The sequence below is a fragment of the Streptomyces sp. NPDC001858 genome (assembly GCF_053594615.1).
In genome coordinates this window covers 233,258-252,952 of record NZ_JBSFEV010000007.1, presented here as the reverse complement: position 1 = coordinate 252,952, position 19,695 = coordinate 233,258, and the positions used below count along the sequence as shown (strand labels likewise).

13 protein-coding genes and 1 pseudogene are annotated in these 19,695 nt (G+C 74.0%); 11 read left to right on the top strand and 3 right to left on the bottom strand.

Translation table 11 applies throughout. The features are described from left to right. Positions 1-63 precede the first annotated feature (63 nt). Positions 64-1,380 (top strand): 3-carboxy-cis,cis-muconate cycloisomerase, encoded by a 1,317-nt coding sequence (gene pcaB, locus ACWCPF_RS13115; protein ID WP_451045168.1) that lies wholly within the window; start codon positions 64-66, stop codon positions 1,378-1,380. Continuing rightward, entirely contained in the window at positions 1,377-2,519 is a 1,143-nt protein-coding gene (gene pcaDC, locus ACWCPF_RS13110; protein WP_451045069.1) for a bifunctional 3-oxoadipate enol-lactonase/4-carboxymuconolactone decarboxylase PcaDC, read from the top strand. The genes pcaB and pcaDC overlap by 4 nt, the downstream gene beginning before the upstream one ends. A 108-nt stretch (positions 2,520-2,627) precedes the next feature. Here pcaDC and ACWCPF_RS13105 read toward each other — a convergent pair. After that, a pseudogene (locus ACWCPF_RS13105) lies at positions 2,628-5,346 on the bottom strand (ATP-binding protein). A gap of 307 nt (positions 5,347-5,653) precedes the next feature. Between ACWCPF_RS13105 and ACWCPF_RS13100 the strand changes: the two are divergent. Beyond that, a complete protein-coding gene (locus ACWCPF_RS13100) occupies positions 5,654-6,682 on the top strand; it encodes a DUF2510 domain-containing protein (protein ID WP_451045068.1) in 1,029 nt (342 codons plus the stop codon). 149 nt (positions 6,683-6,831) lie between these two features. Here ACWCPF_RS13100 and ACWCPF_RS13095 read toward each other — a convergent pair whose 3' ends face one another. Further along, positions 6,832-7,458 carry a TetR/AcrR family transcriptional regulator C-terminal ligand-binding domain-containing protein gene (locus ACWCPF_RS13095; protein ID WP_451045067.1) on the bottom strand — a complete coding sequence of 209 codons (627 nt, stop codon included), beginning with the start codon at positions 7,456-7,458 and terminating at the stop codon, positions 6,832-6,834. 233 nt (positions 7,459-7,691) lie between these two features. Between ACWCPF_RS13095 and ACWCPF_RS13090 the strand changes: the two genes are divergently transcribed. Both ACWCPF_RS13090 and ACWCPF_RS13085 read left to right on the top strand, forming a co-directional pair. Further along, the gene (locus ACWCPF_RS13090) at positions 7,692-8,495 is read left to right on the top strand and encodes a phosphatase PAP2 family protein (RefSeq protein ID WP_451045066.1); all 804 of its coding nucleotides are present in this window, start codon (positions 7,692-7,694) and stop codon (positions 8,493-8,495) included. Beyond that, the gene (locus ACWCPF_RS13085; RefSeq protein WP_451045065.1) at positions 8,492-9,469 is read left to right on the top strand and encodes a hypothetical protein; all 978 of its coding nucleotides are present in this window, start codon (positions 8,492-8,494) and stop codon (positions 9,467-9,469) included. Before ACWCPF_RS13090 ends, ACWCPF_RS13085 begins: the two co-directional genes overlap by 4 nt. Positions 9,470-9,518: 49 nt before the next feature. Here the strand turns inward: ACWCPF_RS13085 and ACWCPF_RS13080 are convergent, their stop codons facing one another. Further along, positions 9,519-11,573 carry a phosphocholine-specific phospholipase C gene (locus ACWCPF_RS13080; RefSeq protein ID WP_451045064.1) on the bottom strand — a complete coding sequence of 685 codons (2,055 nt, stop codon included), beginning with the start codon at positions 11,571-11,573 and terminating at the stop codon, positions 9,519-9,521. A gap of 520 nt (positions 11,574-12,093) precedes the next feature. Here ACWCPF_RS13080 and ACWCPF_RS13075 point away from each other — a divergent pair. The 6 genes from ACWCPF_RS13075 (at position 12,094) to ACWCPF_RS13050 (ending at position 19,513) form a co-directional block, all read left to right on the top strand. After that, positions 12,094-12,918, top strand: a complete 825-nt coding sequence (locus ACWCPF_RS13075) for a hypothetical protein (protein WP_451045063.1) — start codon at positions 12,094-12,096, stop codon at positions 12,916-12,918. Between the two features lie 118 nt (positions 12,919-13,036). Then, complete coding sequence (locus tag ACWCPF_RS13070) at positions 13,037-13,825, top strand: hypothetical protein (RefSeq protein ID WP_451045062.1); 789 nt, start codon at positions 13,037-13,039, stop codon at positions 13,823-13,825. Beyond that, on the top strand, positions 13,822-16,128 hold the full coding sequence (locus ACWCPF_RS13065; RefSeq protein WP_451045061.1) for a M48 family metalloprotease: 2,307 nt from the start codon (positions 13,822-13,824) through the stop codon (positions 16,126-16,128). The genes ACWCPF_RS13070 and ACWCPF_RS13065 overlap by 4 nt, the downstream gene beginning before the upstream one ends. Positions 16,129-16,155: 27 nt before the next feature. Beyond that, positions 16,156-17,151 (top strand): hypothetical protein, encoded by a 996-nt coding sequence (locus ACWCPF_RS13060; protein ID WP_451045060.1) that lies wholly within the window; start codon positions 16,156-16,158, stop codon positions 17,149-17,151. A 236-nt stretch (positions 17,152-17,387) separates the two neighbouring features. Further along, the gene (gene uppS / locus ACWCPF_RS13055) at positions 17,388-18,116 is read left to right on the top strand and encodes a polyprenyl diphosphate synthase (RefSeq protein ID WP_451045059.1); all 729 of its coding nucleotides are present in this window, start codon (positions 17,388-17,390) and stop codon (positions 18,114-18,116) included. Continuing rightward, positions 18,113-19,513: a cytochrome P450 gene (locus ACWCPF_RS13050; RefSeq protein ID WP_451045058.1), complete on the top strand. Its 1,401-nt coding sequence runs from the start codon at positions 18,113-18,115 to the stop codon at positions 19,511-19,513. Before uppS ends, ACWCPF_RS13050 begins: the two co-directional genes overlap by 4 nt. The last annotated feature ends 182 nt before the right edge of the window (positions 19,514-19,695 follow it).

Below are 19,695 nucleotides of genomic sequence, written 5' to 3'. Positions count from 1 at the left end.
GGGCCCGCTGCCGCGTCCGACGCGCGGTCCGGTGCCGCATCCGACACCCGGGCCGACGCCGGTCTGCTCGCCCCCGGGTGGACCGGCTCCCCCGCCGCCTCCGCGACCGGTGACGGCGCTTTTCTGCGGGCGCTGCTCGACGCGGAGGCCGCGCTGACCCGTGCCCAGGAGGCGCTGGGGCTGGCCCCGGAGGGGGCCGGGGCGGCCGCCACCACGGCTGCCACCGCGCCAGCGGTCGAAAGCGGTTTCGACATGCGTTCCCTCGCCGAGCGCGCCCGCGGCGGCGGAAACCCGGTGATCCCGCTGGTCGCCGATCTGACGAAGGCGGTCGGCGAGGAGTTCGGCCCGTACGTCCACCGGGGCGCGACCAGCCAGGACATCATGGACACGGCGACGATGCTCGTCGCGGTGCGCACGCTCGACCTCGTCCTGGCCGACCTCGACCGCACCGGGCGGGCGCTGGCCCGGCTGGCCGCCGAGCACCGCGACACGCCGATGCCCGGCCGGACCCTCACCCAGCACGCCGTACCGACCACGTTCGGGCTGAAGGCGGCCGGCTGGCGGTCGCTGGTGCTGGACGCACGGGACCGGACGAAGGCCGTACGGGACGCGCTGCCCGCCCAACTGGGCGGCGCCGCCGGCACCTTGGCGGCCTTCGCCGCGTACGGCGCCGTCGACGCGACCGCACTGCCCGCCGCGTTCGCCGGTGAACTCGGCCTGCGGCCACCCCTGTTGCCATGGCATACGCTGCGGACGCCGATCGCCGACCTGGCCGGCTGTCTCGCCTTCACGGCGGGCGCCCTGGGGAAGATCGCGACGGACGTCCTCGTCCTCGCCCGCACCGAGATCGGCGAGCTGGCCGAGGGCAGCGGGGGCGGTTCCTCGGCCATGCCGCACAAGGCCAATCCCGTACGGTCCACGCTGATCGCGGCCGCCGCCCGGCGCGGCCCGCAGCTCGCGGCCACGCTGTTCGGATCGCTGGTGGCGGACGACGAACGGCCGTCCGGGGCCTGGCACGCCGAGTGGGAGCCGCTCAGGGATCTGCTGCGGCTGGTCGGCGGGGCCGCCCGGGACGCGGCCGAGCTGGCGGAGGGGCTGCGCGTGGACGCGGACGCGATGCGCTCGAACCTCGACCGCACCCACGGGCTGATCGTCTCCGAGCGGCTGTCCGCCGAGCTGTCCGCCCTGCTGGGCCGGGCCCGCGCCCGGGAACTCCTCACGGAGCTGGCCCGGCGCACCTACGCGGAGAACCGTCCGCTGGCCGAACTCCTGGCCGAGGAGCCCGACTTGACGGACGTCGACCTCGGCGAGCTCACCGACCCCGCCCGCTACACCGGCTCCGCCGGAGCCCTCACCGACCGTGCGCTGGAGCGACGTTGACCGAGAAGCTGCTCAACCACCGTGCGGAGGGCCCGACTTCCGCTCCCCCGCTGCTGCTCGGCCCCTCGCTGGGCACGTCGTACGCGCTGTGGGACAAGGTCGCCCCCGAGCTGTCCATCACGCACCGGGTGATCCGCTGGGACCTGCCGGGACACGGGGGTTCGGTCGCCGACCTGATCGGCCCCGGCGCGACCATGGGCGACCTCGCCGATCTGGTCCTGGCGCTGGCCGACTCGCTCGGCGTGGAGCGGTTCGCGTATGCCGGCGTGTCGCTGGGCGGCGCGGTGGGTCTGCAGCTGGCGCTGGAGCACCCGGAGCGGGTGTCGTCGCTGGCGGTGATCTGCTCGTCGTCCCACTTCAACGGGTCGAAGCCGTGGGAGGAGCGGGCCGCGCTGGTGCGCCGCGAGGGGCTGGCGGGACTCGCCGAGACCGCGAACGACCGTTGGTTCACGCCCGGGTTCACTGTGCCGGAGCTGGTCGCCGACCACCGCGACGCGGACCCGGCGGGCTATGCCGCGTGCTGTGACGCGCTGGGCGCGTTCGATGTGCGCGAGCGGCTGCCGGAGATCGCCGCACGGACCCTGCTGATCGCCGGGCGGAGGGATCGGGCGACGCCGCCGGCGCACCTGCGGGAGATCGCGGACGCGGTGCCGGACGCCACGCTGGTCGAGCTGCCGGGGGCGGCCCACCTCGCGCCCGCCGAGTGCCCGGAGGCGGTGCTGACCGCGCTGCGGGCCCATCTCGACGGCGGGGCGAAGCGGGGCATGGCGGTGCGGCGCGAGGTGCTCGGCGACGCGCATGTGGACCGGGCGCAGGCCCGGCAGAACACGTTTACCGCGCGTTACCAGGACTTCATCTCCCGCTATGCCTGGGGCGAGATCTGGACCGACCCCACGCTCAGCCGCCGTGAACGCAGCATGATCACACTGACGGCGCTGGTGGCGCACGGCCACTACGACGAGCTGGCCATGCATGTGCGGGCGGCCCGGCGCAACGGGCTGACGCCGGACGAGATCGGCGCCGTCCTGCTCCAGACGGCCGTCTACTGCGGGGTCCCGGCGGCGAACTCGGCGTTCGCGACGGCCCAGCGGGTGCTGGCGGAGGAAGAGGGCGTGGAAGGGGAAGCCGGGACCGGGTGAGAGGGATCCGGCCGGCCGGCCCCCTCACCGAGTCTGCCCCGCCGGCCCCCTCGCCGGCTCTGCCCCGCCCCGGCTCTGCGCACGGGCGCAGAGCCGGAAGCGGCCGCGTTACCTCCGGGTCTGTCCGGGGACCAGTCCCACCTGGGGCGCGCCCAGGCTGTGCAGGGCCTGCTGTGCCTTGTCCGCCAGGCCGTCCGCGCCGCAGGAACGGGCCAGGCTGAGACCCCGGCCGAGTTCGGACACCGAGCGGGACAGGATGCCGAACTCGACGCGTGCGGCCGCGTGTTCGTACTGGCAGGGCGAGGACTCCAGGTAGGTGACGGCCTGTTGGGCGAGCCGGACCGCGCGCTGGCCGGTCTCCAGGGCGGCGGCGCAGCGCAGGGCCTCGCCGATCGCGGTGTCGGTGCCGAACCGCTCGGCCTGGCGGCGGGCCTCGGTGGCGAGCCGGCTCGCGCGGGCCGGGTCCTCGACGGCCAGGGCGCGGGCGAGGTCGACGGCCCAGGGGACCATCACCGGGTTGAGGTGGCCGCGGACGGCGGCCGCCTTCTCGGCCGCCTCCAGTTCGTTGATGCCGTCCTTGACGCGGCCGACGGCCAGCAGCAGCCGTCCGCGTACGGAACGGGGGTCGGGCAGCACGATCGTCGACGGGTAGGGCGGGGCGAAGCCGTACTGTTCGGCGATCTCCCAGGCTTCGGCGACATGGCCGCGGGCCAGCAGCGTGTCGACGAGGTTGCAGGTGGCGGACCAGTAGAGGGGGAGGCCGCGGCCGACGCGTTCGGCGACCCGCAGGGATTCCCTGAGGGACTCCTCCGCCTCCTTCAGCCGACCCCGGCGGCGCAGGCCCAGTCCGAGGTAGGCGTGGGCCAGGGCGAGGTGGCCGCCGCTCCAGCCCGCCGACACATAGGTGCGCAGGGCCTCGTTGAAGAGGCCGACGGCGCGGTCGAGCCGGTCGCTGTAGGCGTAGGCGCTGGCCAGCATCATCAGCAGCTCGATGCCCCACTCCTGGTCGGTCCAGCCGAGCCCGGGGGCGAGGCTGCCGTTGACCAGGGCGCGGTCGCAGAACTCGGCGACCTCCTCGGCGTTCTCGCCGCGGGTCACCGCGTCGAAGCCGCGCAGGATGAGCAGCGCGCGTTCGGCGTTGTCGCGGCCGGTGCAGGTCGAGGCGAGCTCGGCGAGCCGCTCCGAACGGCGCGGTGTGGTGGCCTCGCCCGCGTGGACGCCCTCCCACATGAACTGCACGGCCTGCAGCCGCAGCCGGGCCGGTCCGGGCGCGTGCCGGGCGGCCTCCGCCTCGACGGTGCGCACGGCCTCCTCCAGCTGGTTGTTGTGCAGGAGGGCCTGGGACAGGCGGCAGACGGCGTCGACGCGTACGTCGCCCTCCAGGCCGGGCAGGGTGGCGAGTGCCGTGCGCAGGTGTTCGATGGTCCGGGCGGGGGCGGTGAGGAGGGTGGCGCAGCCCAGTTCGTAGAGCACACGCGCGTGGACCTCGGGGGCGGGCGGTTCCTCCAGCGCCCGCTCCAGACAGCGGCGGGCCGCGTCGGGGGGCGCCGACGGCCAGGTGTTCACGGGCGGCTTCGCGCAGCTGCTCGACGAGTTCCTCGTCGCCGTCCGCGTGGACCTGGAGCAGATGCCGGGAGGCGGCCGCGAGGCCCTTGCCGGCGTCGGTGACGACCTGGGCGGCGATGCCGTGCATCGCGGTGCGCAGGCCGCCGGGGATGGAGTCGTAGACGGCGGTGGCGATCAGCGGGTGGACGAACTCGAGGTCGCCGTCGTCCGCGGGGACGGCGCCGGGGTCGGGTTCGGTGAGGATGCGGGCGTTGCGCAGCAGTTCGGCGCAGCGCACCGCTTCGTCCCGCTCCAGGCCGGCGAGCCGGGCCGCCTGGGCGACGGAGATGTCGGCGCCGAGGATCGCGGCGGCCATGGCGAACTTGTGGGCCTCCATGCCCAGGGTCTCCAGGCGGTCGACGAGGCCGCCGCCGCGGGCCGCGCGGTTCAGGGGGCGCAGTTCGGTGGCCGAGGACTCGCTCGGTTCCAGTCGGCTCTCGCGGACCTTGGCGAGGAGCTCGACGGTCTCGTAGGGGTTGCCGGCGGTGACCGCCCACACCTCGCGGCAGAACGCGGCGTCGGCGTGCTCGCCGAGCGTGGCCCGGGTGAGTCCGGCGACCGCGGGCGGGGTGAGCGCGTTGAGGACGGTGACGGCGCGGCCGGCGGCCTCGCCGACGGTCTCGAGGTGGCGGGCGGCCTCGCCCTTCACCTCGCCCGGCCTGCGGGCCACGACGATCAGGACGGAGAGTTCCTCCAGGCGTTCGACGAACACGGAGAGCCAGCGCAGGGTCTCCTGGTCGGCCCAGTGCGCGTCGTCGACCAGCAGCACCAGCGGGTAGTCCCGGCGGGCCAGCCGGGTCACGGCGGCCACCAGGCCGTCGCACACGCCCTGCGGATCGGCGCGGCCCTCGCCGGGTTCCGTTATGCCCAGGGCGGGGCCCGCGATGTCGTACCAGTCGCCGAGGTACTCGCGCGCCTCCTCCGGGTGCAGGGACAGCAGCGCCGGCTGGAGCAGCTGCCGTACCACGTTGAAGGGGACGGACCTCAGCGTCTCGCCGCCGCGGGCCGACCACACGACGCAGCCGCGGTCCTCGGCGATGCGACGGGTCTCGGCCAGCAACGCGGTCTTGCCGAAGCCCGCCTCGCCCCGGAGCACCAGCAGGTGCCCCGAGGAGGACCTGTCGGCGCAGAGCGTCTCCACCGCCTCGGCGATGGCGGCCACTTCCTCGTCGCGCTCCCACAGGGAAGCCGAGGCGGCCGCCGTCGGCCTGACCTCCGTCATCCCGCTACCTCCCCAAGTCGCCCGAACGACGTACCGACGTCGAGCGTAGCCGTCCGGGGGCCCTCGCGGAGGGCGGTCCGGGCAGGTCCGCCTCCACGAGTGACGGGGGACGGTCCGGGGCGGCCCGGCGGGCCTGCGGATGTGCCCCCATGACGTCAACAGCGAGTGACGCGCACCGAATTGACGTCGAATTCGCGCCACGCGGGTGGCGGAGGGTGGCGGACGGGTGGCGAGAAGTGCGGAGCCGATTTCAAGAGAGTGCCCTCCCTCTCATCCGGCTTTCACCGATGCCTCATACGGTGGGGGCATGACGCAGGTGACTCCTCCCGGGTGGTATCCCGACCCGGGGCAGACAAGTGACGGTCCCGCCACCGAACGCTGGTGGGACGGCAAGGCATGGACGGACCAGACCCGCGCCGCGGGCTCGGCCGCCGTATGGGGTCCGCCGGCGCAGACCCCGGCCGACGGAACGCATCCGGCGTACCCCGGATATCCGGGCCAGCCGGGGTATCCGGGGCACCCCGGCTATCCGGCGGCCCCGGTCGCGGCGCCGCGGCGCGGGCTGCGGACCGGGATAGCCGTCGGCGTGGCCGTCGCGGTCCTGGCCAGCATCGGGGTCGGCGTGTGGGCGCTGGCCGGCGACGGCTCGGGCGGCGGCAGCGGCACGGCCCAGGGCCCGGGCGGGCAGGGCGGCCAGGGCGGGCCCTTCGGCGACTCCGGCGGTTCCGGTGGCTCGGGCGGTCCGGGGGGATCCGGCGGGTCGGGCGGGGCGTCTCCCTCGCCCGAGGCGTCCGAGGCGCCGAAGATCAAGAGCGGTTCGGTGACCGACGTGCTCAACGGGATCAGCATCCCCATCCCGGCCGGCTGGACCGGCCAGGAGCTCAGCGTCGGCGCGCAGATAACCTCCGACTCCTCCTACAAGTGCCCCGGCGACACCTCCAAGACCTGCACCAAGGGGGGCGTGTACTCGGCGCCCGTCGAGGCCCTGGAGACCAAGGGCGACACCGCCGAGGAGGTCGCGAAGGCGGACATCGCGGCCAACGCCGAGGAGTCCTACGGCGGCACCACGTACGGCGCGATCACCTCGCACACGGTGCTCGCCTCGAAGGCGGTGACGGTGGCCGGGCAGAAGGGCTACCTGGTGCGCTGGAAGGCGGTCACGAGCAAGGGCGCGGACGGCTACGTCGAGTCGCTGGCGTTCCCGGCGCCCGCGGACACCAAGCGGATCGTGGTGCTCCGCTTCGGTGTGGACGCCGACCAGAGCGTGTCCGTCATCGACACCATCACCAAGGGGATCAAGGTCTCGACGGGCGGCGGCAGCGGCCAGGACGTCTGATCCGCCCCGCGCAGACACAGTCGGCCGGGCGGGGGCCCCTCCGCTCAAAGGGGAGCCCCACCCGGCCGGTGGTGCGCGCCGCCCCCGTCCCCACGGTGCGGCGCGGTACAGGTCGCCGTCCAGTCATCCCGTGGACGGCGGCCTGAGTCTTATGCGGTTCGCCGCGCGAGGCCGAGCGCCGGCAGGACGGCGGCCTCCACGAAGCGGACCAGGTAGTCCTGGTCGGCGTACTGCCCGTCGATGACGGGACGCGCGCGGATCACTCCGAACATCTGCGCCGGGATGTACTCCAGCGCCGGGTGGTCGGCGGCGATCTCGCCGCGTTCGACCCCGCGCCGCAGCATCTCCCGCAGCGCGGCGATCTCCGGGTCGATGAGCGCCTCGCGCAGCGCGCAGGCGAGTTCCTCGTCGCCGGTGACGGCGTGGCCGAGCGCCTGCAGCAGTTTGGTCTCGTTGGCGGACCAGCGGCCGGTGGCCCGCGCGGCCTCGCGCAGGTCGTCCGCGAGCGAACCGGTGTCGATGCCGGTGAGCCGGTCCTGCCGGCGGGCGCGCAGCGCGGCCACCACGAACTGGGGCTTGGTCTTCCACTGCCGGTAGAGCGTGGACTTGCTGCAACGGGTGCTGGCGGCGATGCCTTCCATGGTGACGGCCTCGTACCCGCACTCGCGGACCTGGTCGAGGACGGCGTCGAAGAACTCCCGCTCACGCTCGGGCGTGATCTTGGAGCGGCTCGGGGCGGAGACCGACTCGGGTCCCTCCGCTGCCTGCGACGTCATCTGCTTCTTCGCCTCGCTTCTCTGCCACTCGGCCACCGGTGCGGCGGTCCCCGCCGCCTGCCGGGAGCCTCTTCTCCAGTGTGTCCTATGTCAATCGATACGCCAGTGTACCGGTACGAGGGCGTATCGGTACACTGGCGTATCGGTACGCAAACGTATCGGTGGTGTCTGCACGGGTCACAAGCACGGCGGCACCGCCTCACACGCACCACCGTCAGCGAAGGGGTCGGGGGATGAATGCCCGCACCGAGCCTGCAGAAGCGGAGCCGGCCACACCGGCCCGGCCGCCCATAGTCCGCGAGCTCCTGCTTGTCGCAGGACTCTTCCTGGTCTACAAATTCGGGCGACAGCTGGCCACCGGTCATACCGCCGAGGCCTTCCGCAACGCCCACGACGTGTGGCGTTTCGAACGCTGGGTGCGGCTGCCCGGCGAGGGTTCGGTGCAGTCCCTGCTGATGCACGGCGACACCCTGGTCAAGGTCGCGAACACCTACTACGCGACCGTGCACTTCGCGGCCACCGTGGCCTTCCTGGTCTGGCTGTACCTGCGGCGGCCGGCCCACTACGTGTGGGCCCGCCGGGTGCTGGCGGTGGTCACCGCCGCCGCGCTCGCGGTGCATCTCGCGTTCCCGCTCGCCCCGCCGCGGATGCTGGAGGCCACGGGCCTGATCGACACCGCGCGCGTGTTCGGTCCCTCGGTGTACGGCCCGCCGCAGACGGACCAGCTGTCGAACCAGTTCGCGGCGATGCCCTCGCTGCACTTCGGCTGGGCCCTGATGGTCGCGATCGGCCTGATCGTCGCCACCCGGTCGCGCTGGCGGTGGCTGTGGCTATTGCATCCGCTGCTGACCCTGCTGGTGATCGTGGGCACGGCGAACCACTACTGGCTCGACGCGATCGTGGCGGGCGTCCTGCTCGCCCTCGCCCTCGCGCTGATCCACGCCCCCCGGCGCACGACCCCGGCCGCCACCGCGGGCAGCGAGGCTGACCCCGCCGTCCCGGCCGAGAAGCCGACGCTCGTGGGGGCGGGCCGATGAGCGCCACGCTGGTCGCCGTCGTCCTCTCCCTCTTCTCGGCCGCCGCCTACGCGGCCGCCGCCGTCGCCCAGGAGCGGCTGGCCTCCCGGAATCCCGGCACGGGCCTGCTGCGACTGCTCGGCAACGGGGCCTGGTGGTCCTCGGTGGGACTGAACGCCTCCGGCGCGCTGCTGCACGTCGTCGCGCTCAAGTACGGGCCGCTCACCGTGGTGCAGCCGCTCGGGGCGCTCACCCTGGTCGCGGCAGTGCCGATGGGCGCCCGGGTCGCCGGGCGCCGGGTCAGCACCGCCGAATGGCGGGGCACCGCGTTCACGCTGGCCGGTCTGGGCGCGATCCTGGTCACGGCATCGGGGCCGGCTCCGGAGGACGTCCTGAGCGTGCCGGAGGCGGTCGCGGTGGCGGGGACGACGATGGCGCTGATCGGGCTGCTGGCCCGGCCCGGCGCCAAGCCGGGGCTGCGGCACGCGACCGCGTCCGGCTTCGCCTCGGGCGTGGCCTCGGCGCTCACCCAGACGGTGACGGTGGCCGCCACGGACCGTTCGGGCCCGCTGCTCAGCGTGCAGGTGATCGGGGTGGCGCTGCTGGTCGCGACCTTGGCGACGGGCGGGCTGCTGCTGTCGCAGACCGCCTACCGCGGCGGCCTCGGCGGCCCGCTGGCGATGGTGACCCTGGCCAACCCGGTGGCCGCCGCCGCGATCGGCCTCGTGCTCCTGGGCGAGCGGCTCCAGGGCGGGGCGGCGGGCGTGCTGCTCGCGCTGGCCGGAGCGGGACTCGCGGGCTGGGGCGTCGTGCAGCTGACGCGGGCCGCACCCGAGCCCGCGCCCCGCGACGGCGATGACGTCGGCCATGACGCCGACCACGACGAGGACCACCCCGTGGCGGCCGTGCTGGCCCTGCGGCCGGAGACGGCGTCGGCCGAGCCCGCGCTGCTGCCCCGGCCGACGTCCGAACCGGGACACCTCACCGCTCTGTAGGGCGGGCCCGCCGCAGCGTCTCTGCGGCGGGCCCGCGCTCCGGGCCGGGTCAGTCCGTGGCGATGGCCGGGTCGCTGACGCCGGGGCGGCCGTTCTCGACGTGTCCGGCGAACCGCCTCAGGAACGTCGGATCGGCGGACGACGTGACGGTCAGGTCGTACCACCGCCGGCTCGCCCGCAGGTCCAGATTGCGCTTGAGGACGGCGCCGGGGCGCAGCTTGACGGTCGTGGTCCGGCCGCCGTACCCGTCCGCCACCTTCAGCTCCGCCGTGCCGTAGCCGCGGTGGGTGAAGGTGAGCTCGACACGGTCGCCGACGTGCCGGGCGACCACCTCGGTCCCGGCCGCCTTCGCCCGCCCCTTGAAGACGCGCAGGAATCCGTTGGGGCCGTGCACGGTCAGATCGTACGCACCACCCGAGTACGCCGCGTTCCAGGTGTCGGAGACGGTCGCGCCCGCCCCGGTGGTGTAGCTCCACGGGCCGTCGGCGCGGTTGCCGGAGGTGACCAGGAAGGCGGCGCCGGCCTTGGCCCCGGAGGCGAAGGTGAGGGTGAGGGTCCCGGCGGTCGAGTCCACCGAACCGTCCACGCTGGGCATGTACCTGAGCGGGCGGGTGGGCCGCCCACCACGCTCCTGCTTCGGCAGGACGGGGTGCGCGGGCAGAGCGGGCACGTAGTCGGGGTGACGGTCCTTGTCCGGGGGCCGGTATCCGTCGGTGTCCGGCAGGACGACCGGCCGGGTGTCCCTGCGGGAGAAGTCGAACGCCGAGGTCAGGTCGCCGCAGACAGCGCGCCGCCACGGCGAGATGTTCGGCTCGTGGACGCCGAAGCGGCGCTCCATGAACCGGATGACCGAAGTGTGGTCGAGCGTCTCGGAGCAGACGTAACCGCCCTTGCTCCAGGGGGATATGACGAGCATCGGCACCCGCTGACCGAGCCCGTAGGGGCCCGCCGTGTGACCGCTGTCGCCCTTGAAGAGGTCCGGTCCGACGTCGACCGTCGACCTGCCCTGCGCGGCCGAGGCCGGCGGGAACGGCGGGAGGAGGTGGTCGAAGAAGCCGTCGTTCTCGTCGTAGGTGACGAACAGGGCCGTCTTCGCCCACACCTCGGGGTCGGCGGTGAGCGCGTCGAGGACCTGGGCGACGTACCAAGCACCGTAGTTGGCAGGCCAGTTGGGGTGCTCGGTGAAAGCCTCGGGGGCGACGATCCAGGAGATCTGCGGCAGCTTGCCGCCCGTCACGTCCGCCTTCAACTGCTCGAAGTAGCCCTCGCCCTTGCGGGCGTCCGTGCCGGTGCGGGCCTTGTCGTAGAGCGCGTCGCCGGGCACCGCGTTCTGGTACTGCTTGAAGTAGAGGAGCGAGTTGTCGCCGTAGTTGCCGCGATAGGCGTCCTGGATCCAGCCCCAACTGCCGTTCTTGTCCAGGCCGTCGCCGACGTCCTGGTAGATCTTCCAGGAGACCCCCGCCCGCTCCAGGCGCTCCGGGTACGTCGTCCAGCTGTAGCCGACCTCGTCGTTGCCGAGGACCGGGCCGCCGCCCTGGCCGTCGTTGCCGGTGTAACCCGTCCACAGGTAGTAGCGGTTCGGGTCGGTCGAGCCGATGAACGAGCAGTGGTAGGCGTCGCAGATGGTGAAGGAGTCGGCGAGCGCGTAATGGAAGGGGATGTCGTCGCGGGTCAGGTACGCCATGGTCGTGGCGCCCTTGACGGGCACCCACTTGTCGTACTTGGCCCCGGCGAAGGCGGCGTGTCCGTCGTTCCAGCCGTGCGGGAGGTCCTGGAGGAAGGCCATGCCCAGGTCGTCGGCGTCCGGGTGGAAGGGCAGGACGTCCTTGCCGCCGCCGTCCGCCTGGTGCCAGACGGACTTGCCGTTCGCGAGGGTGACCGGGCGCGGGTCGCCGAAGCCCCGCACACCCCTCAGCGTGCCGAAGTAGTGGTCGAAGGAGCGGTTCTCCTGCATCAGGACGACGATGTGCTCGACATCCTCGATCGACCCCGTGCGGTGATTCGCGGGCAGCGCCGCGGCGCGTTCGATGCTGCTGGACAGCGCGGTGAACGCCGTGGTGGCGCCGGTGAGTTGGAGGAAGCGGCGCCGGTTGACTTCGGACATGGGTGAGGTACCTCTCGTGCAGAAGGGTTCTGCCGGCCGGTTCGTACGGAATGCGCGCGCAAGGAGTGTTCCAAGGGCACAGAACGTCCGGGAAGGGTCGGATGACGCCGGTGTGAAGGTCGCCGGTACGTGGAGTGTGCGACGGGCCAAAAGGTCGCCGAGCCGTCGCCAAGCGGTCGTCAAGCGGTCACCGGGAGGTCGCCAAGAGGTCGTCCGACGGACCCGGTTCCGGTCCGCGAGCCCGGTCGAGATCCCGTGGCCGGTTTGTACGTTCTCTTTCGCCACAGGAGGCGAAAACACCCACTTCTGTTAAGAATTGACCGAATGTAGCAAGACTATCGCTTTAGGTGTTTTATCCTTTAAACTCTCCGACATCACGCCAGGAAGCGCGCCGGGGGCGCGCTGTCGGGGGGAGCTGGTCGACGTGCGCCGTAGAGCGTTTTTCGCCACCCTGTGGGGCTGTGCCGCACTTCTGTTCTCATCGGGGGCTCTCGCGGCGCCGGCACAGGCCGCGGACCCGATGGCCCCTTACGTCGAACTGGCCCCGGATTCCGGGCAGTTATCGCCGGGCGGCACTCCGCTGACCGTCGACGCCGTGTTCCACAACACCCTGGACACGCCCATCACAGACAGCTTCATCGTCGCCGTGGGCATCCGACTCGCCCCGCCCGCAGCGCTGCTGACGCCCCAACAGGTCACCGTGGAATGGTTCGACGCGGCCGCGTCGGTATGGCGGGCGGTGGAGCTGACCTCGGGCACGATCGCGCTCAGCGGCTACCTCAGCACGGACGCCGGGCTGCCCTCCGTGGGCTCGCTCCCGGCCGCCGGCAGCGCCCGGATCGGTCTGCGCATCTCGCTCGCCGCGGACGTACCGACGGCGACCATGCTCCAGTTCGTCGCCCAGGGCCTCATCCAGCCCAGCCCGCTGATCGACCCGGTGGTGCTGATGGACGGCAAGGCCTCGTACGCCGTCGTCACCCCGACTACGGCCACGAACTCGCCGTCGGCTTCCGCTTCGGCTTCCGCCTCGCCGTCGGCATCGACGTCGGCCTCGCCGTCGCCCGGCGTCACGCCGAGCGACACGGCGACACCCGGCGGCGGCGTCTCCGGCTCCTCGACGCCGTCCTCGTCCCCGACGTCCGCCGTTCCGGCCCCGTCGGCGCTGACCGGCGGCGCCGGGGGCGACCAGCTCGCGGACAGTGGAACCCCGGCGGCGGTCGCGCTCACCGGCGTGGCCGCGCTGGTGTGCGCCGCCGGTATCGCCCTCGCCGCAAGCCGACGCCCGGCCCACGGACCGGGACGGGGCCAGGGGCAGGGGCAGGGACAGGGGCGGGGGCTGGACTGATCCCGGCGGGCCGCCGCGCCCGCCGCGTCTCCGCCTGCCCGCCTGCCTGCCTCTCCCGCCTCTCCGCCTGTCCATGACCCCATGTCTCCATGTCTCCATGTCTCCATGGGAGGAACTCATGCACCAACGCAACGGGCAGGACGTCCTGCGGGACGTGGTCCGCAGCGTCGCGCCGGCCGAACTGGAGAAGCTGGACGAGACGTGCCGGGTCTACCTCGCTCGGCCCTACCCCCCGCAGCCCCTGCACCGGCCGACCGGGGACCCGCTGGGCGACGGCATCCAGACGCTCGTCCTGCTGCCGGTCCTGGTGGCCGTGGTCGCGCAGATCCTCGCCGACCTGGCCTCCGGGCGCATCCGCGCGGGCGGCAGCCGACTGACCCGGTGGTGGCGGAGACGGCGAGCGAGCCGAGCCGGGGCCGAGGACCGACGCGACGCGCTGACCAACACCCTGCCGCAGCTCGCCGATGTGACCGAGCAGGAACTCACCGAGTGGGCCATGGCCCGGATCCGGGCCGTCGGCCTGTCGTCGACCCAGGCCGAAGCCTGCGCCCACGTCATCGTGGTGGCCGTGGTCCGGCCCGCGGCGGAACCGGCGAGCGCCCGAACGCCGGACGCCAACGCGGACACCCGCGCGGAGACCCGTGCGGAGGCCGACGCGGACACCCGCGCGAACACCCTTGCGGAGGCTGACGCGGACGCCCGCGCGGAGACCCGTGCGGAGGCCGACACGGACACCCGCGCGGACACCCGCGCGGAGACCGACGCGGAGACCCGCGCGGAGGCCGACGCGGAGACCCGTGCGAACACCCTTGCGGAGGCTGGCGCGGACGCCCGCCCGGGCGCCGGCGCGGGGGCCCGTGCGGTCGCCGACGGCGTGCAGGCGTCCGCCGAGACGCCGCCGTCGTGACCGTCGCGCCGGGCGCCGCCACGCCCGCCGCCGACCGCCGCGAGGTCGCCCGCGCGCTCGTCTCCAGCCCGCTGCCGCTGCCCACCACCACCCGGCTGGTGCTGCTGGTCCTCGTGGCCGCCGCGGGAGCCACGTTCGCCACGTGGTGGTGGCTGGTCCTGGGCCGGGGCAACTGGCAGGGCGCCCAACTCGCCTGTCTGCCCGCCCCCGAGACCGCGACCACGACCGCTGCCAGTGCCGCTGCCACTGCCGTTGCCTCGCCCGACGCGGTTCTGGCCCGCTTCACCGGCTGTGTCAACCACGTCCGGCTGGCCCAGTCGGCAGTGGTGCTGTGCGGGCCGCTCGCCCTGCTGGCCCTCGCCCTGCTCGGCCGGGCCGTCGGACGCCGGCTGAGCCTGTGGCGGTGGGCGGCGACGGAAGCCGACGAAGACTCGCCCCTCACCCCACGCCTGGCCGCCGTCCTGCCCGACGGCGACGGCGAGGACGGCGACGACGGCCCCCGGCCGACGCTGTGGGTGCGCAGCCCACGGCGCGTCGGCGTCCAGGCCCGGGCGTCGGGCACGGTCCGCAAGCCGTGGATCGTGGCCGACTCGAACGTCTTCAACCGGCCCGACTGGGAGGTGGAGGCGATCTTCCGCCACGAACTGGCCCATCTGCGCCTGCGGGACGTGAGCCGGATGCGGCTCGCCGCCGCGGCCTGGTGGATCCTGCTCATCGGGGTCACCCTGCCGATGGTCGCGGCCCTGGTGCTGGACCCCGGCCTCCTCGGCCCGGACCTGCTGGTACGGATGACGTTCGTGCTCGTGGTCTTCCTGCTGACCCTGTGCGCGGTGCTGCGCGTCCGGGAGCACGACGCCGATCTCGGCGCGGAGGCGGATCCGCGCGCGCCGCTCGGCGCCACCGCCGACCACGTCCGCTCCGACCTCCCGCAGAACCGCCGCGCCCGGCTCCGGCGGGCCGCGGGCCTGGCCAGTCACCCCACTTCCGCCGCCCGGCTCGGCGTGCTGGCCGACCCGGCGCGCACGTGGGGACTGTCCGCCGCCGAATGCCTGACGACGGGACTCGCCGCGGGCCTGCTCTTCACCGACCTCGCCCTGCTGGTCGCGTCCCTGATGCCTGGTCAGATCCAACTCGCCTACACAGTCACGGGGTTGCTCGTCGGCTGGGCGGTGGCCGGGGTGGCGACCGTGGCGTGGTGGCGGGCCGTCGCGGTGGGCCACCGGGACGGCCGCGGAGGGCGCCCGGCGCTGGCGGGGGCCGCGCTCGGGCTCGGCGTCCTCGTCGGGAGCCAGCTGTCCGGCCGCGCGGCCGGCGACTGGCTGCGGGACACCGGGACGGCCGACGGACTGGCCACGGCGCTGTCCCTCGCCCACGCCCCCCGCACCCAAGTGCTCGCCCTGGCAGCGACGTTGGTGATCGGCGGCGCGCTGTTCGGCGTCTGGACCACCGCCCTCGCCCGAGCCGCGCGGGCCGCGGTCACCGGGCCCCGCTCGGCGCCCGCGTGCGCGGCGGCCGTCGTCCTCTCCGGGCTTCTGACGGCGGTGCCGCTGGGCAGTTGGTTCCTCTTCGCCCGGCTCACGGCGGCCCGCGCCACCCCGGACATCCGGTGGAGCGTGATCGACACGCCCTCGTGGGTGACGGGGTTCGCCGTGACCGTCTGCGGCGCGCTGCTCCCCCTCGCCTGGTCGGCCGCCCTCGCAAGGACCCGGGGACGAACCCCGGGAACGGAGACACCGACGATCGACGCCGGATCAACACTCGCCGCCGAACGGAAACAGACCGCAGAAACAGCAACGCAGCCGCCCAGCCGCCACCCCGCGGAAAGCGCCTCCGTGCGTCGGTTTCCGCCCGTGGCGGTGTTCGTGGTCGCCGGGGTCGTCGTCGCGGCGGGGGCCGGGTGGGCCACCGTCGGCGGGCGGGTCGGCGGAGCGTCAACGGCCTCGGTCGGCCGGGGTTCCGGTCCCCCGGCGACGGTCACGGTCCGGCCGGGCTCGGCGGGCGGCGGAGGCGACGAGACCGTCGACCTGGACAAACTCCCCGTCCTCCCGCCCCCTGCGGAGCGCACGCCGCAACTGCGGGCGGACACCGCCCTCGTGTGCCGGGCGCTGACCCTCGGCGGAACCGTGATCTGGACCGACCCGGAGCGTCGGCGCGACACGGCCGACCTGCTGGGCGGCCTCGACGACACCGTGCTGCGCTCCGCCTCCGCCGTGCTCCGGCGCGACCCGACCGGCCCGGTGGACCGCGACGCGCTGGTCGCGTCCGTCCTTCGCTGCGACCTGTACTTCCGCTACCGCCGCTGATCCGCCCCGCCCTTCGAGGAGGCATGTGTGAGCCGGACACCCGCCGTGATGACCAGGGCCGCCGGTCGACGCCGGTCGGTCGCCGCGCCGGTCGTGGTGGCGCTGTTGGCCGCCGCCCTCACGGCGTGCGGCGACGGCGACGGCGACGGGGGCGACCGGTCGGCGGACACCGTCGTCCCGACGCAGCCGTCGCTGTCCACCGCGCCGAGCCTCACCTCGGCCCCGACACCGACACCGACCCCGACCGCGTCACCGACCGTCTCCGGGTCCCCGTCCGCCTCTGCGAAGGCCTCGGCCGGATCGCCGTCCCCCTCGACGCGGCCGAGCGGTCCCACCGCGACGGGCGGAGCCGGCGGCTCCTCGGGGGGCCGCGGATCCGGCGGCGGCAGCAGCGGAGGCGGGGGAGGCGGCGGTCGCGCGACGCCCGGAACGAAGGCGCCCTCCGCCTCCGGCGGCCCCGCTGCGGCGGGGCCCCCGACCTCCGCCGCGCTGTCCTCGGCCCTGCTGACGACCGGCCAGCTTCCCTCCGGGTACCGGAAGACCGTGCTGCCGACCGATCCCCCGACCCGCTCCGACCGTCCCGACTGCCTCAACGCGCTCAACGCGCTGGAGTCCTACCGCAGCACCCGCCCCGGCGCGGTCGAGGCCAGGGTCACCTTCGCGCAGAGCCAGAGCGGGCCGTTCCTTCAAGAGGTCGTGCGGTGGCTGCCGGGCACCGGTGCGCGCCAGGACCTTCAGCAGGCGGCGGCCGTGCTGTCCGGGTGCGCCCGGTTCAGCATCGGCTGGAGCGACGGCATGACCGGCACTCAGCGGGTGGTGGCGCACGGTTCGGCGGGCATCGGGGACGCCTCGTGGCACGCCACGGTCACCGCGACCACCGAGACCTTCACCGTGCAGGAGACGCTGGTCCTGGCGGTCGTGGGGAAGACCCTGGTCGTGCTCAGCGAGGCGGGCAGCCCCACGGCGCCCTCCCGCTCGCGGACCGTCGCCCTGGCCCGCACCGCGGCAGCGCGCGTACCCTGACAGTCCTCCGGACCTTTTGCCGGGTCTGTCACGCCCGGCCTCCGGGACCCGGACCGCTCCCGCGTCCTGGTCCCGCCCCCACCCTCGCGGCTCTGCCGGACTGCGGCAGCCGCGTCGCCGCGACCGACGATGCTCCCGGCTCAGCCGCCTGGTCGTCGGAATCGCTCCCCGCTCCCCGCTCCCCGCCAGCCACCTCGCACACCGCTCGCAGGAACCTTTCCGCACGGAGCAACGCCATGGCCGTTCAGCAAGCGATCGTTCGTCCCCCTCGGCACCTCCCGAAACACCTCGCCCTCATCCCCGACGGGAACCGCCGCTGGGCCCGGCAGCGCGGGCTGCCCGTCGGGGCGGGATTCCGGCAGGGCGCCGCCCGGATCCCCGAAGTGCTCGGCTGGTGCGATCAGGCGGGCGTGCAGATCGTGACCCTCTGGATGCTCTCGCCGGGCAACTTACGGCGTGGCCCGGAGGAGCGCGCGGCGATGTTCGCCCTGGTCGAGGAGAGCGTCGCCGACCTGGCGAGAGCCGACCGCTGGCGGCTGCGCCCCGTCGGCGACCTGGGCCAGCTGCCCCGGCCCACGGCCGAGCTGCTGCGGGCGGCGGAGCGCACCACCCGGCAGGTGCGCGGCATGCTGGTCCGTCTCGCCGTGGCCTACAGCGGGCGCAACGCCGTGGTCTCCGCGCTGCGTTCGTATCTCAGCGGCCCCGCCGCCCGGGAGACCGGCGAGCGGATCGCGGCCACCCTGACCGCCGAGCTCATCGACGCCCATATGGCGGCCGGGGAGTGGTCGGAGCCCGACCTGGTGATCAGAACCTCGGGCGAGCAACGGATGTCCGGCTTCCTGGCCTGGCAGGCGACCGAGTCGGAGTTGTTCTTCTGCCCTGCCCTGTGGCCCGACTTCACCGAGCGGGACCTGCGGGCCGCGCTGGACTCCTACGGGGCGCGCGAACGGAGGTACGGGCGTTGAGCGCGGCGGGGGAAACGGCGGCGGGAACGTCCGTCGGCGGCGGCGCGCACCCACCGGTTCCGGTGGCGTCGGGCCGGCTGCCGGTGCTCGGTCACGCCGCGGCGCTGGCCCGGCGCCGGCTCGGCTGTCTGCAGTCCCTGCGCGCCGAAGGGGACGCCGTTCGCCTCTATCTCGGCCGCCGGCCCGTCCTCCTGCTCAACTCACCCGATCTGATACGGCGGTTGCTGGCCGCCGACGGCACGGGCGCCCTCGACAAGGGCCGCTTCTTCGACAAGATGCGCCCCGTCCTCGGCGACGGCGTCCTCACCTGCCGACCGGCCGACCACAAGGTCCAACGGCCCCTGGTGCAGCCCGCGTTCCACCAGGATCGCATCCGTCGATACGTGCGGATCATGGCCTCCGAGGCGGCCGCGACCAGCGAGGGTTGGACGGCGGGCGACACGGTCCGGGTCGACCGCGCCCTGCACGACCTGGCCCTGCGCATCGTCACCCGGTCGCTCTTCTCCTCCGCTGTCGGAGCGCGGGCCGCAGAGGTGTGTTTCACGCTGTTTCCACTGGTCAGTGCCGGTGTCGCACGCCGCACTCTGTCTCCGGTCGGCTGGTGGGAGAAGGTGCCGACCCCGGGCAACCGGCGCTTCGACGCGGCGGTGGCCCGGCTGCACCGGGTGATCGACGAGGTGGTGTCGGCCTACCGCGCGGACGACCTGGACCACGGCGACCTGCTGTCGATGCTGCTGGCCGCGCGGGACGAGGAGAGCGGCGCGGGTCTGGACGACGCCCAACTCCGCGACGAGGCACTGACCATCATGGGCGCCGGCACCGAGACGACCTCGGCGTCGCTGTCCTGGCTCTTCTATGAGCTGGACCGCCATCCCGAGTTCCGGGAGCGGGTGGAGGCGGAGGTCGACGCCGTGCTCCCCGACGGCAGCGGCCTCGGGTTCGAGCACGTACGCCGACTGCCGTACGTCCAGCAGGTGGTGAGCGAGACGCTGCGGCTGCACGCGCCGATCTGGGTGCTGATGCGCCGGGCCACCGCGCCGCTCGACCTCGGCGGCGGGGTGCGGCTGGCCCCGGGCGACGAGGTGCTGTTCAGCCCGACCGCCCTGCACCGCGATCCGACGCTCCACCCCGACCCGCTGCGCTTCGACCCGGACCGCTGGTCGCCGGAGCGCCGCGGCCGCGTCGACCGCGCCGCCTACCTTCCCTTCGGCGCCGGTTCGCGGCGCTGCATCGGGGATGTGTTCGCCCGTACCGAGCTGACGGTGATCACGGCGGCGGTGGTACGCCACTGGCGGCTCACCGCCGCGCCGGGGCTGACGGTGCGCGAGGTGGCCTCCGGCTCCCTGCAACCCGACGCCCTGCCGATGACGGCCCGACCGAGGAACGACCGCCCATGACAGAGCCGGTTGACATGCAAACGAAGGACACGGAAGCGGACGCAGGCACGGAAACGGTTACGGACGCGGGCACGGGCACGGGCACGGGCATGGAAACAGCTACGGATGCGAGCACGGGCACGGACGCAGGCATGGAAACGGTTACGGACGCAGGCACGGGCACGGACGCAGGCATGGAAACG